This is a genomic window from Clostridium hydrogenum (assembly GCF_021432385.1).
Lineage (GTDB): Bacteria > Bacillota > Clostridia > Clostridiales > Clostridiaceae > Clostridium_S > Clostridium_S hydrogenum.
Map to the genome: position 1 here is coordinate 305,788 of NZ_JAEACT010000003.1, position 15,110 is coordinate 320,897.

10 protein-coding genes are annotated in these 15,110 nt (G+C 33.1%); 1 reads left to right on the forward strand and 9 read right to left on the reverse strand.

The annotated features are described in order from the left end of the window. Positions 1-31 precede the first annotated feature (31 nt). Positions 32-1,723: a sigma-70 family RNA polymerase sigma factor gene (locus tag CUEA01_RS14725; protein WP_234122449.1), complete on the forward strand. Its 1,692-nt coding sequence runs from the start codon at positions 32-34 to the stop codon at positions 1,721-1,723. Between the two features lie 134 nt (positions 1,724-1,857). Here CUEA01_RS14725 and CUEA01_RS14730 read toward each other — a convergent pair whose 3' ends face one another. The 9 genes from CUEA01_RS14730 to CUEA01_RS14770 form a co-directional block, all read right to left on the reverse strand. Continuing rightward, the gene (locus tag CUEA01_RS14730; RefSeq protein ID WP_234122450.1) at positions 1,858-2,508 is read right to left on the reverse strand and encodes a response regulator transcription factor; all 651 of its coding nucleotides are present in this window, start codon (positions 2,506-2,508) and stop codon (positions 1,858-1,860) included. Between the two features lie 16 nt (positions 2,509-2,524). Further along, positions 2,525-3,733 (reverse strand): sensor histidine kinase, encoded by a 1,209-nt coding sequence (locus tag CUEA01_RS14735; protein ID WP_234122451.1) that lies wholly within the window; start codon positions 3,731-3,733, stop codon positions 2,525-2,527. A gap of 12 nt (positions 3,734-3,745) precedes the next feature. Further along, complete coding sequence (locus tag CUEA01_RS14740) at positions 3,746-4,552, reverse strand: HAD family hydrolase (RefSeq protein WP_234122452.1); 807 nt, start codon at positions 4,550-4,552, stop codon at positions 3,746-3,748. A gap of 195 nt (positions 4,553-4,747) precedes the next feature. After that, positions 4,748-7,090, reverse strand: coding sequence for a sialidase family protein (locus tag CUEA01_RS14745; protein WP_234122453.1), 2,343 nt, complete (start codon positions 7,088-7,090; stop codon positions 4,748-4,750). Positions 7,091-7,114: 24 nt separating this feature from the next. After that, the gene (locus CUEA01_RS14750) at positions 7,115-8,281 is read right to left on the reverse strand and encodes a glycoside hydrolase 5 family protein (RefSeq protein WP_234122454.1); all 1,167 of its coding nucleotides are present in this window, start codon (positions 8,279-8,281) and stop codon (positions 7,115-7,117) included. A gap of 16 nt (positions 8,282-8,297) precedes the next feature. Next, positions 8,298-10,358, reverse strand: coding sequence for a glycoside hydrolase family 9 protein (locus CUEA01_RS14755; RefSeq protein WP_234122455.1), 2,061 nt, complete (start codon positions 10,356-10,358; stop codon positions 8,298-8,300). A 109-nt stretch (positions 10,359-10,467) separates the two neighbouring features. After that, on the reverse strand, positions 10,468-12,195 hold the full coding sequence (locus CUEA01_RS14760; RefSeq protein ID WP_234122456.1) for a glycoside hydrolase family 44 protein: 1,728 nt from the start codon (positions 12,193-12,195) through the stop codon (positions 10,468-10,470). Positions 12,196-12,207: 12 nt separating this feature from the next. Beyond that, complete coding sequence (locus CUEA01_RS14765) at positions 12,208-12,873, reverse strand: cohesin domain-containing protein (RefSeq protein WP_234122457.1); 666 nt, start codon at positions 12,871-12,873, stop codon at positions 12,208-12,210. A gap of 17 nt (positions 12,874-12,890) precedes the next feature. Further along, positions 12,891-15,041 (reverse strand): glycoside hydrolase family 9 protein, encoded by a 2,151-nt coding sequence (locus tag CUEA01_RS14770; RefSeq protein WP_407929258.1) that lies wholly within the window; start codon positions 15,039-15,041, stop codon positions 12,891-12,893. Positions 15,042-15,110 lie beyond the last annotated feature (69 nt).

Below are 15,110 nucleotides of genomic sequence, written 5' to 3' on the forward strand. Positions count from 1 at the left end.
CATCTATCATATGTACGGAGGTGATTAATAATTGGATTTCAAAAATAGTACTATTGAAGAAATGAGCTTTAACTTAATTAATTCAACAATTTCAGTAAAAGAAACATTTGTGGATCTTATACAACAAAATAAGATTTCATTGTACAGGCTTTCCAAAAGCATTTTAAAAAATGAAGCAGACGTAGAGGATGCTATTAGTGAGACTATTCTAAAGGCATATAAAAGTATAGATAACTTAAAATCCTTTGATAGCTTTAAACCTTGGTTAATGAAAATACTTGTAAATGAATGTTACTCAATATTAAGGCAGCATAAAAAAATTGAACTGCAAGAAGATTTTAGTGACTGCACCGGAAGCTATGAAGATAATCACGGGGATGGTCTTATGGTTTATGTAGAAAGATTAGAAGAAAACTTTAAGGCAGTTGTAATTTTATTTTACTATGAGGATTTAAGTATAAAAGATATAAGTAAAATATTAAAAGTAGCCTTTATAGCTGCAACTATATCTACAGTTTTGGCAACAACTACAGTAATGGCTGCTACTCCAGAGGTTAGAAACTTAGTGGGTTCAGTTATATCTTATTTCAATAATAATGATACAAGATATTCCGCTGATAAAACTAATTTTGAAAAATTCAACAAAGCTGTTGGAGTATCCTCTTATGATAAAAACATAAAATTCACCGTAAACAATATAGCTGTTGATGACAACTTCATAAACGTCTTCTTAACTATTGAAAGTAAAAATCCTGTTTCTATAAATAAAACTGGTAAAGATGAGCTTTTTGAATCACAATTTTCAACACCATTTCTTGATTTTAAAGTAAATGGAAAAACACTAAAAGCATCTAATAATAATGATAATGATGCATATTTTGAAAACGGCAAAAGGGTTTTAAAATCCATGGTTAGATTTAACGTATCCCAATTAAGTTTACCAGAAACCTTCAATTTAGAAATAAGCACAAACAATATATGTAATGTTAAAGGAACTTGGAAAATACAGACTTCTGTCGATAAATCTAAAGTACTTGTAAACAGCAAAACTGTGAAACCTAACATAAACAAAACTATTTCTATTAATGGTATTCAGGATGAGCTTGCTATAGATAAAGTTTTAATATCTCATTTTGGAAATCAAATTGTAGTAAGTGAAAAAAATTCACGTGGTACTATTAATCCATTTGCTCTATTTGATGACCGAGGAATTTCCCTTGATATTTTAAACACAGATACGGTTGGACCTATAAATGGTAAGTCAACAAACTCTTTTGAATTCTTAAAAGCAAATTTAAATACAAAATACATTGATTTAGTTCCAATAAACTATCTAAATTATGAAGGATCTAAAAATGAAATTGATTTAGAAAAACAACCTATATCAAAGCTTCCTATAACTTTTAAAACAAGTACTATTGGCAGTACCATTGTTGATAAAATTTCTTATGATAAAAACTCAATAAGAGTAAATTACCATAAAGATGGAGTCACTTTATTTGATCCTGAATTTGAATTCTTCGATGCTAACGGAAATAACATTTTAGATAATGGAGGTGGTGAAAGTACTTCCATAGACAGAAAAGATGGAACATATACCGAAATACTTACATTTGTAAACAAGACTGTAGATTTCTCAAAGGTAGCTCAAATTAAACCTATTGGAAAAATGCAACAGCTAGAGCTTTTAAAAGATCAAAAAATACGAATAAAAATAAATTAAATAACTGCCCCCAACACTAAAATTATTTTATACTCAACTTTTAAACAATGCGAACCATTATTCAATTTACTCTGTTTTAATGGTTCGTAATATATTTACTTACCTCGACTAAATTTAAAACATCATAACCTCTTTTAAACAAGATTGTTTTTAAGTGCAAAAATAGCAATTTGAGTTCTATCCCGCATTTCAAGTTTTGATAAAATTTCTGTAATATGATTTTTTACGGTTCCCTCTGTTACATACTGCTTTTCAGCTATTTCCTTATTAGAAAGCCCAGAACCTATGCATATAATTATTTCTATTTGTCTATCAGTTAGTTTATATTTATCCTTTATATTTTCTAAATCACCTTGTTGATTTTTATTTAGCCCACAAACCATTAGTGATGCAACTTCAGGATTTACCACAACATTGCCTTTGTATACACTCTTTACAGCATCAATTATGACATCATAAGAAGTATCCTTTAAAATATATCCATTAGCCCCAAACTTCATAGCATCAAATATATATTCATCATCTTTAAAGGTCGTGAGTACTAAAATCTTCACATTTGGAAATTCATTCTTAATTATTTTTGTTGCCTTAACACCATCGCAAATTGGCATTCTTATATCCATTAAAATTACATCTACTTGTTCCTTTTTGCAAAACTCTATAGCTGCCTCACCATTTTCAGAAACCCCAACTACATTTAGTTCATCATTTGCATTTAATATTATTTTTAATCCATCACGTATAAGTTTTTCATCATCAGCAATAAGAATTTTTATTTGTTCCAAAGCTATTCCCCCTTAACTACTGTCTTATCATATCATTTTTCTCATCACTTACCTTTGGTATATTTACGGTAACCTCAAACCCTTTATTTTTTTCGCTTTGAACCGCCAATGTCCCTCCAAGCTTTTTAACTCTTTCTTCCATTCCAGTAATTCCAAAACTTTTATTTATATTATCCGTCCCAATCCCATTATCCTTTATTCTCATATAAAGTTTATCATTAAAAAACTGAATTGACACTTCAATTAAAGATGCATGTCCATGCCTTATGGCATTATTTAAAGCCTCTTGAACAATCCTATAACTAATGAAGCTTTCATCTGAACTTAAAGTTCTTTTCTCCTTTGAAAGTATTAACCTTATTTCTGCACCAGTTAATTTTTTATATTTTGTTATCATTTCTTCAATGGCAAAAATGCCTTCATATCTATCGAAATCTGTTGGCTTTAACTGCCTAACAGTTCTTCTTACATTTTCTATTCCTGATTTAACAAAAGTGGTCATTTCATTTATCATACCAATACCCTGTTCATTACTTTTATCTACAACATAATTAAGTGCCTGAAGTTGTATTAAAATTGCTGATAAGGTATGTCCAACTGAATCATGTATTTCTCTTGATATTCTATTTCTTTCCCTTAATATGCTAAGTTCCTCTACTGTTTCCGAATATCTTTCAAGTTTTTCATAAGCCTCCTCAAGCTTTTCTTCAGAAATTCTAAGTTTATCATAAAGCTCTTGTGCTTCTAATTTTCGTCTTTTTTCTTCACTAACATTTGCACCAATAAATCCAAAAGTACCTATTAATATTATGTTGAAAAGAACACTTATAATATTGTATTCTATATTTATTTGAAGCGGAATTTTAATTGTAAAAAAGCTTGTACCAATACAATAAAATCCAAGCATAATATATGAATATAATCCAGGCAGCAGTACAACTGCATCTAAAATAGAAATAAAATAACATATCAAACTAAAATTTTTAATAAAGGCGCTCATTAAACTAGCTAAGATAAAGTCTAATATCAAGGACAAGACTATGTATTTTTCATTTTTAATATAGTAAATTCTAAACTGAGAGTTTATCATATAAATTAAAAATACAGCTATAAAAAAATATATTTCTTTATAATCTGACTTTCCATAAAAAAATGAACACAAACCAATCAAAACGTATGAAAAATATCGTATTAAAATCAAAAAATTATAGTTTTTATTTTTCAATTACTCACACCCCTATAGATTTTTAAACATCCAATCCACCACATTTTCAATAGCATGCTCATCATTTGCTGCACATATGTATTTGCAATCCTTTAAAAGTTTTTTACTTCCATTTGAAACTCCGAAGCCATACCCAACATTCATTAACATTTCATAATCATTCATATTATCCCCGGCCGCAGCCACCTTTAATATATCTGTGCCTAATTCCTTGCAAAGTATTTTTAAAGTGCTTCCCTTAGAAGTTTCTTCTGGTAATATTTCTAAATAATTTTCTCCACTTCTTATCAAATTTATTTTTTCAAAAATCTTTTCAAAGTTTTCTTCTATATAATCAATTTGTTCTTCTTCACCAACTATAAGAACCTTTGTCCATTTTTGTTGCCATACTTCCTCTGGCACTTCGTAATAAATTCCATAGCCTCTTTTTTTAAATCTTTCAGTAAATCTGCAGGGATTATATATGTATGTATTTTCATCGCTGTATATTTCTAGTCCAAGAGTACTGTCATACTTCTTAACTTCTTTTATAATTTCTTTAATTTTATCCTCTAAGGCTACTTCAAAAAGCACTGCATCTTTATTAAAATCGTATATTTTAGCACCATTATATAATATTGCAGGCATGTCCACAGGTAATTTACTAATATACTTTTTGGCAGATTCTATTGTTCTCCCTGTTGCCACTCCAAATTTTCCGCCATAATTTTGAAATTTTTTTATTGCTTCAATATTTTTATCTGAAATTTTACCACTATTATCAATTAAAGTTCCATCCATATCTGAAATGAGTAAATACCCATCAAACCTTTTGTTCAATATAAATCTTCCTTTCACGTGCAATCTCTAACAATTAAAGGATATCAATAATTTTTGAAATTTGCAATGTGAAAAATTATTACTTAAAATCGATTTATGTAAAAAAGCTATCGCATTGATTCAGTGCGATAGCCCAATTTTATATTAATTAAGGCACATTAAAGAAAAAAAGTAGGAGATTTAATATAATTTATTTTAAACAGGATTAGAAGAATCAATATCTCCGTATATTACACCTCTTCCATTTGTTCCAATATATACCCTTCCATATATTCTTGGATCGCCTGTTATGCAATTATTTAAAACTCCATATTGATGCTCATCATCATTTATTCTTATCCAAGACTTTCCTTCATCATCGGAGCGGAATATTCCCTGTATATTATTTATTTTTGCTGCTGAATATAAAGTCATATAGCTTTTTCCTGGAGCTGCTTTTCCTAAGCCTATAGATATAGCATCTTGTACATTACTAAGCTTATTAAAGGTTACTCCAGAATCTGTAGAATGCCATATTCCACCTTCTCCAGATAACCATATGTCACCTTCTATTCCAGGTACTGCTTTTATATTTGCTTTAGTTGCATCTTTTGGTAATGCAGTTGCTCCTGTCTTTATGAAACTTGCCCCACCATCTGTACTAATATAGAAATTTCCATCTGACAAAGCGTAAAATTTATTTGTATTGACACGATCAGATGCCACTAAAGCTCCCTTAGGAATACCATTTGAAGCTTTCCATGAACTACCAGAGTCAGTAGAATAACTCACGGCACCTCCCTGTGGTGACCATACTACTGAAGTTGCTTTAGATGACATTGCAACCGTTCCACCGCCACTTGTACCTGAAACATTGCTATTTACTTGCCACCAGTTTTTACCTCCATCATTTGAAAATCCACAATTATTTGTAGTACTATCGTTTTGTCTATTTACATCACCAACTCTAACCATAGCACTTGGATTAAGTTCTGCATAGTCTATACTTGTAGTTGATGTAAAGGTTGGAGTTGTTAACATTTTTGTTGGTACCTTTGTTATATCATCATGCCTGAATCCGCATATATCACCAAGTCCACTTATAAGTTGTGCTCCCTCTGGTGGGCTTATAAGCGCAAGTGCAGAAGTTTCTTCGATTCCATCAGCTTTAACAGATATTGTTATCTTACCACCACTTTTATCCCAATCCGTTAAATCATCTGTTCCATACAAAGTAGCTCCAGTTCCATAAAGCATATGGTCTGAGTTAAAAGGATCTATTTCTATATCATCCATCATCCATCCAAGTTTTGGAGATACATTGTCTGGCGGATTGTTTTCTTTCCCCCAATCAAGCCATTTTGAAGCTGAAATATCCTGAGTATACTTTAAATCACGATTTGGATATCCGTCCCATTTCCATGCTGCACTCCAAGTTTTTCCTCCATCTGTACTTCTATAAACATTTCCATCTGGCCACCATGAATTTAAGGCCGCCACCATTAAAGTATTTGGATGCTGTGCATCTACTGAAATTCCACCATACCCAAAGTAGTCATCTGAACTTGAATCCGTTACTGGACTTATATTAGTCCAAATCTTATTTTTAGTATCATACCTCCAAACATCTCCCTTGGTTCCATCATATGGTCCACAAGAATCACTATATGTTATATAAAGCATTCCATTTGAACCTAAAACACCATGATGAGGCAAATATCCTGTTGGTTGTCCTTGAACAGCACTCCAAGTCTTACCACCATCATTACTACAATAAATACTATTATTTTTATCTGCAACACCAACATATATAGTCTGTGTCTCACTGCCCTTAGAACCTGTTGATGGATCAAAAGTAACCCAAAGGTCGCCTATGTTATTACCACCATAATCATTACCTGGGTTTAATATGAAATTACCCACATTAGGAAAGGCTTTTACCTGTGACCAAGTTGCACCGTAATCTTCACTTCTCCAAAGTCCATTTCCACCTGGCGCAGCTAAATATAGTATCTTATCATTGTTAGGATCAACGGCAAGTCTTTCTCCAATACCCCTTCCAGGTTCATTTCCACCTAATTTAAAAGGTAGCTCTGTTCTCTGCCAAGTATTCCCCTTATCCTCTGATCTCAATATATATCCATTCATATCTGTCCAACTGTTTGTATACATCCCTGCTGCTATATATACTCTATTTGTTTCAACTGGATCAGTGGCCAAACTAGTGCATCCCTCTAAATTCCAATCATCTTCACCAACCCAATCCGTTATTGGAATCCATTTATTGTTTGCTGCATCCCATCTATATGCACCCCCCATATCTGTACGTGCATACACCAATCCTTTTTCAGTAGGATTAAAGATTACAGCTGGAACATATCCGCCTCCATCAATTTTTACATTATTCCATTTATATGTTGATGAGGTCACATCACTTTTTGCAATTGCCGCAGCTTTTACTTTAATTGGTTTTTGTGCTTGCTTAAAGGTAACTGCTGACATTGTTGACGTAAAAGTCATAAAAAATACCGTCACCATACCAACTAATTTTCTATTCATAGCTTCCACTCCTTTATATAAAAATTAATTTAATAATGCATCTCTTAATGAAAACAAATCTGTTATATCTGCCTTTCCATCGTCGTTTACATCACCCTTAGCATAACTGCCACTCGTTGCAGTTATAGGTAACTCTGGATGATTCTTAACAAATTCATCAAAATCAGGCGAAGTTTTACCTACACAATTTGTATTGCTATCAGTCCATGCCCAAAGCATATATCCGCTGTAACCATTTTTAAGTAATCCTTCAAGTACTTGTTCATGAGACATTTTTAAAGAAGAGTTCATTGTATCTGGCATCATTTCTCCAATCATTACTGGCCTATCAAGTTTTAAAGCTGCTGCTGATGTCCTTAATGGATTAAACCATGGTGTTGCCCAATCATACCAATGGAAATCATAGAAATCTAGGTTAAGTCCACTCCAAAAGTTGTACTGTCCACCTATCCATTTCATGCTGGCACTTCCAACACTTACTGGCTGCTTTGCATATTGGTGTATGCAATCAACCATATCTTTTACAAAAGATCTGACTGTACTAAGTGAAAATCCAGTTATAGCTTCTCCAGGGTTTCCGCCATCATTAGAAGAAATCATCCACTCTGGTTCATTTACAACATCCCAAGCCATTACACCCTCATTATTTCCAAGTGCTTTAACGATTGGTGTTACAGCATTATCTATAAAGCTTTTACGAACAGTTAAATTATCAATTATGCTTCCATGATAAAAAGCTTTATTAGTCTTAGCTACATCAAAGCTTGTGAAAGTATAGTATATTTTCATATTTTTTGATTTTGCATAATTTGTAGCTTCAATCATGTGATCAATCCACTTATCTGGGAGTCCAGTGCAAACACCACTGCCATCAGTGCTTGAAAAAAGCGGTGCTGCCCACGAATCACAAAATACCCACCATCTTACAGCATGTACACCCTGTGAGGCCATACTATCAAAATCTGCTTTAATTTTGGTAAATCTATCAGTCCATCCATTATCGCTAAAATCACTACCCCAATCCTTCCAAGCATAATCCGCTCCTAGTGGCCAATACTTTGTATTATTCATCCAATTTATTCCACCAGAATTAGTGTCGGCAGCGTGAACCTTATTACTAACCCCAGTAATTCCAATCAAGCTAAATAAAAATACAAAAACCATTAATATTGAAAATCCTTGTTTTTTCATTTTATTTATCCTCCTACTAAATTATTAAATCTCTCAATTTAGTTAAATCTAAAATATCTATCTTTCCATCTCCATTTACATCATATAAAGCTGTATCTACTTGACTGTTTCCATTAATTAAACAATCTCTAAGCAGCATTAAATCCTGTACATCAACACTTCCATCTTTATTTATATCTCCAACTATTTTTGTTCCACTTAAAGGCTCATCTCCATATATTTTCACACCATTTTGATATACTGGTATATTTTTAGTAATTATAGCAGCACTACTTGTTAACCCTTTGTGAGAAAAATCATTTGAAGAATCCCAATCGTTTGAATTGTAGCAACCTAAAGTGAATTGTATTTCTTGCTTTCCATATATCTCCATATCAGGCCAGCTAGCCTCAACATAATAAATATGATTCTTTTCATCCCATGGAATTAAGTTTGAAATCTTGCCAACATTTGGCGAATAATTTGCACTAACTGTTATGTCCTTTGCTGTTAAGCCCTTTGCATAATATTCACTTAAATCAACAAAATATCTAAATGTTAATCCTTTTTCATATTTGGGCGGCAAAATAGAATCATTGTGAATAGAAGCCTGTATTGTGCAGGCCTGATTGTTCTCTCTCATCGCTGTAGCTTCAACATAATTTTCAGGTGTATTAGCTTCAATCCCAGGCGTTGCTTGCGGAAGCTGCTTTGCGCCATAATAATTGGTCATTCCAGCTAAAGCTCCAACAAAACCTGCATTATAGTCTAGAGCAACTTCAGAGTGCTGATAATCCTCAATGTTATCTACATATTTATCGTTATCATCTGGTCCTCCTACCAATGCCCCGTATAAAAGATGTTTTTCAGGCTCGGTTTTACTTTCATTACCAGGTTCTCCTTCAAGTCTTCCACTAGCTGCACGATGATGGGGGTATTTTGGGTAATTACTTCCAAAGCCAACTTCATAGGACATGTTTTCAGGATTATTACCAAGTATATAATCTATTTGACTTTTAGCAAAGTTAATATATTTATCTACATTTGTTGTCTTATAATAAACTTCAGCAAGCATGCATTCAGCAGCAGTATATCTTAAAGTTCCCCAATCTGTAAGGTACTTTAATCCACCTTGCGTAGTTTTCACATCCTCCATCCAGTAATCAAGATTTTCTTCTACTATTGTTTTATATTTGGGGTCATTTGTTATCTGTGCAAGTTTTAAAAATACGCCGCTAAACACATCATCCCAGCATTGTGTCCAATGATTAGCATAAGTATTATTGCCACTTATACCTTTTTCATTGATAAAACCTTGTACATCTGTCATATAGTTGTTTTTATTTGTGGCTTCATAAAGCCATATACCAGCCCAAGACAAATCATCCAAGTAACTAGATGAAGTATAAAATCCTCCACTTTGACTAAGTCCCCTATAAGTTTTTGCAAAATTGTACAGATTTTCTGCAGCGGTAAGACATTTATCTGCATATATAGAATCTTCAGTTCTATAATTAATTGACATAAGTGCTAGCGCCGCTGCCGTTTCACCGCAAACATCTGATGCTGGTTTACTTGGTGTTGCTACAAATAAAGTCGGTCTTGAAGTTTTTTGAAGTTCTGGTGGTCCCCAATAAGAATGATCTGTAGTTCCATCACCACATTGATAATAAAATGTAGTGTTATTGGGGTAACATTTAAGAAAATAATCTGTAAAATGTTTTAGTATATTAAGCATGTATTTGTCTTGACCTTTTGCTGCAAAAGCATCTTTAAACTCGTAATATGACCATCCTAAGGTTGCTGCTGAGTAAGCTTGAGGTAATCCAAATTTAACATGATCACCAGCATCATGAAAACCTCCTGTAAGATCGATTCCTACATCGCTGCCGTCTTCCTCATGACAAGGTCCTCTCCATTTAATTCTGTTGTTTCCTGCATCAGCTCCACACCAATTTGCCTCATAAAACAAGATTGATTTAGCAAAAGCATCTGTATAATTAAAATTTGTTGCTGCCTTTACTTGCCTACTGCCAACAGGAAAAATCTGAGCACCTGCCATAAAAATAGCTGCAACACACGCAATAGCCCTATTCATAATTCTCCACCTCTATTAATTTTTTTATATAGATATGTTATCTAAAAAGACTTAAAAATTAATGTTTGCAAACTTTTATCAATTGATTTTTGTATTTTAAAAGGTATATCTATAATAATTTATTTCTTAATGCTTCAAAATCAAGCATATCCATCGTATTGTCTACATTTAAATTTCCATACATTATATTGTTATTATTAGTATCAAGTACAATATGGAGAGCTGTAAGAGGAGGTATTTTATAGGTAAATTTATTATTCGCTATATTTGTTATACCTTGTTTTTGTATAACAGCTGTACTATTTTTGTCAAAGCCCCAAACCTTTCCTGACTTATACTGTTTGTCGCTGCTTATATTAAAGTTAAAGTTAACTGGACTATCATAGTTCTTGTTTAATACAATTAAATGCAATTTACTTCCATCCTTACTTACAACAGATGCATAGGCAGAACTATTTGTAACATCCGAAGTATTACATTTTACATTAGTATCACCATAAGTTGAATTATTTCCATCATAGTTATTGTATAGATTGAATGCAGATTGAATATAGCTGTCATCATCTTGGCATTGCCAAAAATTGCTATTATACACTCCGTATTTACCAAAGATTCCAAGCACATCAGCCTCAGCAATACCACCGGTTATGTGGTTTTCTCCTCCATAGTCATATTCAGAAAAGGAAAGTTTTGTGCCAGGATTATACCTATTTATTGAAGCCTTTACTGTTGGTATTAATGGTAGTGCCCATTTGTCCCACTGTGCAATCCAACTATTTTCAGTATACGTAGGATCCCACAAGGTTCTAGGTGCCTGAAGTCTTGCTTTATTGCATTCAATATTATTTGGATCAAAGGTTCCACCTACTATTCTACTGCCGCCACCTGTTGCTTCTGGATACCAATGTAAATCTAATACATCTAACAGCCTTTTTCCTGCTGCATCAGATTGCTTTTTCATATTATCCAAATAATAATCTATAAACCAACTGTAGTTCCCCTTTACAGAACTCCAATCTGGAGCATCATTAAAGGAGTTGAAGGCCGAGAAACCATAAAGTGCTGGTCCAAATACTTCTGCTGTTGGATCTATTCCTTTTACAGTCTTTGAAAGTTCCACATCTTTATTTAATATTTCAGCACATGTTGTTTTATTTGGATGAACTTCAGAATGAGTACTTGACCATAAAGATGGCTCATTATCTAATGAATATCCTTTTATGCCTGTTAAACTTGAAGCCTTCCCATATTTATTAACTAAAAAGTTTACAAACTCATCCATATACACATAGTTGTCATTTAAATCTGGAGTAAGTGATAGTGGTCCGCCCTTGTGAAATTTAACTTCTTTCCATCTGTTAGAGGGTGCTGTTTCATTTTTAGCCACAGCTCCGTTTCCATCTGCTGAAACATATCCAGCTGCTTGCAATGTAACCAGAGAATATGGTACACCTTCAGCTAATGATTTATCATGAAATGTAGTAATTACAGAAGCTGGTTCATTCCTTTTTTCCCCTGGAACATTATATAAAGACATCAAATAATCATCACTAGAATACATGTAATCATTTCCAGCATTAGAAAAATTATTTTCCCAATTGTAGCAGGATAGCCTATTTCCCCCTATCCTTCTTGAGTTTACTTTTGCATTAGCAAAGTCTTGATTTGTTCCATATATATATGGACTAATAGCATTTTTTTCAGCTTGAGTATCTACGTTAATATTAATATCACCTATTACGCCTGCATGTGCCTTATGCCCTCCAGACACGGACCCTAATGTTATAGATGAAATAAAGGTAATAACAACCAAACATGCTAACTTCTTCACTTTCATGTACCTCACCCCTTATTCTACATTTATATTCCCATTCTTTATTGAAGCTTTGTATTTATGCAGTGCTTTGTCACAAAATACACTTGTTTTTGCTATCTGCATAGCTGAAATGCCTTTTTTAGCAGCTTGTTTTATTTGAAATCTTATTTGAGCAAAGTTTCCTTTTTGGGTTATATCGTTTTGTTCTTTTGAACTTTGCATATAAAATATTTTCATATATCCTGTTTTTTCATCAACCTTTGTAAAGAAATTATCCCTAGCATTTTTAACAATTTTACCTGGAGTAATTTCTGTAATTTTAATTACTGATGGATCATATTTAATTAACATTTCACAGGCATTTATTCCGTTCTTGGTTACGTTTTCAAAATTAACAAAAACTTCTCCATTGTCTAATGCACTACAAGAAGCATCTCCAACAGTTACCTTCAAATCAGCATCCTTTACTTTTTCATATTGTATTGCTGAATTTTTTTCTTTATCGCTATTATTTGCTAAAGCCACACTTTTCTTGTTTGCATCACTATTTTTCTTATCGCTGCTTTTTTTACTTTCACTTACAACCTTATCCTTTTTATTAGCAGTATTAGGGTTAGCCTTTGATTTGCTAACCCCTAAACAAATGGCTAAGATTACTATCAAAATACTTACTACAATAAATGGCATCTTTCTTTTCATTATCAATTACCTCCATACTATTGCATTATTTTATCTCTTAAAACCAATAAATCTTTTATATCAATACTTCCATCCCCATTTAAATCGGCAGCACTTAAATTTATATTGCTAGTTCCAGTTCCTAATAAATAATCTCTTAAAGCTGCAAAATCCAATATATCAACTTTATTATCATTGTTTACATCACCTAATAAAACATTGCTGCCAGGTTCATTTCCATAAACCTTCTTTCCTGCATCATAAACAGGTATATTTTTAGTTTGTGTAGGCTGTCCGCCTGCTGTCGTATTAATTCCTTGATAAGAGAAATCATTACTGTTATCCCAAACATTAACTCCATCAGGTGCAGACATTCTAAATTGTACCTGCTTTTTATAAGCTGATTGTCCACCCGGATAAATTTTAGTACCTGTGAAATCAACATTTACATAATATATATTCTTGCTAACATCCCATGGAATTAATCCAGTAACAGTTGCTCCTTCATTGTAATTTAAACTCAACTTAACATCTTTAGCTGAATAACCTGCTTTAACAAGCTCACTTATATCAACAAAATACTTAAAGGAAAGTTTATCTCCCATCCTAGCTGGCCAACCTGATTTATTGTTTAAAATAGCTTTTATTTCTTCAAAGTTTGGACCACTTGCATTTACTCCTGCTTCCACAAAGAATTCATCATTTGTTGGAGTTTCATTTGCATTAAAGTTAGCTATTGGATTTCCTCCATAATTGTGATACTCTCTAGTAAGTAATCCTGTAAACCCTGCATTATAGTCACAAGCTGGTTCATTTTGAGTATAATTACTTACTTCATCCGTATAACTATCAGAATCATCTGGACCTCCAACTAATGCCCCATATAACGTGTGACGGCAATAGCTTGGCTCTGTTTGCTGATCACTCCAAGAACTTTCTGCCGTTCTATGATGAGGGTGTTTTGGATAATCCTGTCCAAAGCCAATTTCATAACTCCTGCCAGTACTTCCAAGGGCATAATCAAGTTGACTCTTTGCAAAATCCTTATAAGTTTGTACTTTAGATGCCGTACATCCATCATAATTTGCATAAACATCTGCTATAAAGCCCATAGTAGTTGCATATCTAAGCGAGCCCCATTTTTGTAGGTAAGCAAGCCCCTTTGGCGTATATTCTATTCTTTCACCATTGTAACCAGTAGTCCAATAGTCAAGATTTCTTTCCATTGAATCTTTATATATTTGTTTATTTGTTATTCTTGCAAGCAATAATTCTGCACCATAATGCACATCATCCCAGTTTTGTGCCCATTTATATGCAATAGTAGTGCTTTGATTTTCAGTTGACCACTTAGGTACATAAGCTTCTGCCTTATCAAGATAAGTAGAATCACCTGTTGCTAAATACAACCATGCTCCTGCCCATGAAAGTTCATCATAAAATCCACTCCAAGAATTATAATATCCATCTGCTGCTGTATAACCAGCATCACTTTTAGTTGTGTCTGCAAAATTAAATAAGCTCTTTGCATGGCTAAGGCATGCTTCAGCATAATCTGGGTCACTATCCTTAAGGGCTACTGCTGTTGCTGCAAGTGCTGCGGCTGCTTCTCCCGTTACAGTAGAGCCTGGGTTAGAAGAATCAACTTTATATGATGTTCTACTCATCTGCATTACTTCTGCTGGTCCCCACCAGGCGTGGTCTAAACTTCCATCGCCAACTTGATAATAAAATACATTAGGTGATGGATTGCATTTCATAAGATAATCTGTTCCCCATTTAATATCATTGACTATATATTTTAATTGACCACTTTTAACATAGTCATCCTTGTTTTCATATAGTGACCAAGCAAGCATGGCCATAGAATATGACATAGGAAGATTAAATTTAACATTATCACCAGCATCATAATATCCACCAGTAAGGTCTACTCCAACATCAGCACCATCTGTTAAGCCTGAATCTCCACGCCAATTATCTCTTCTATCCTGTGTTCCTAATTTACCTGAACGCTGAAGTTCATAGAACATAAGAGATTTTTGCAGTGCTTCTCCATAGTTATAAGTTGCAGTATTTGTATCTGCTTTAACTTTAATTGAACCGGCTGGAATTGCTGGTGTTATCATCATTGCCGCTAGAAAAAGTATACTTAAAACCTTTAATTTTTTTCTTAACACTATTTCCATCTCCTTTTCAAAAAGCTGTTTTAAAATATTCCTATAAGTCATACTTTAAAACAGCCTTTATAATTAATT

What these genes read in the sequence shown, in the direction of transcription:
- CUEA01_RS14760 (WP_234122456.1), bottom strand. Translation starts at nt 12,195, where the DNA reads ATGAAAGTGAAGAAGTTAGCATGTTTGGTTGTTATTACCTTTATTTCA.
- CUEA01_RS14755 (WP_234122455.1), bottom strand. Translation starts at nt 10,358, where the DNA reads ATGAATAGGGCTATTGCGTGTGTTGCAGCTATTTTTATGGCAGGTGCT.
- CUEA01_RS14765 (WP_234122457.1), bottom strand. Translation starts at nt 12,873, where the DNA reads ATGAAAAGAAAGATGCCATTTATTGTAGTAAGTATTTTGATAGTAATC.
- CUEA01_RS14770 (WP_407929258.1), bottom strand. Translation starts at nt 15,041, where the DNA reads ATGGAAATAGTGTTAAGAAAAAAATTAAAGGTTTTAAGTATACTTTTT.
- CUEA01_RS14745 (WP_234122453.1), bottom strand. Translation starts at nt 7,090, where the DNA reads ATGAATAGAAAATTAGTTGGTATGGTGACGGTATTTTTTATGACTTTT.
- CUEA01_RS14750 (WP_234122454.1), bottom strand. Translation starts at nt 8,281, where the DNA reads ATGAAAAAACAAGGATTTTCAATATTAATGGTTTTTGTATTTTTATTT.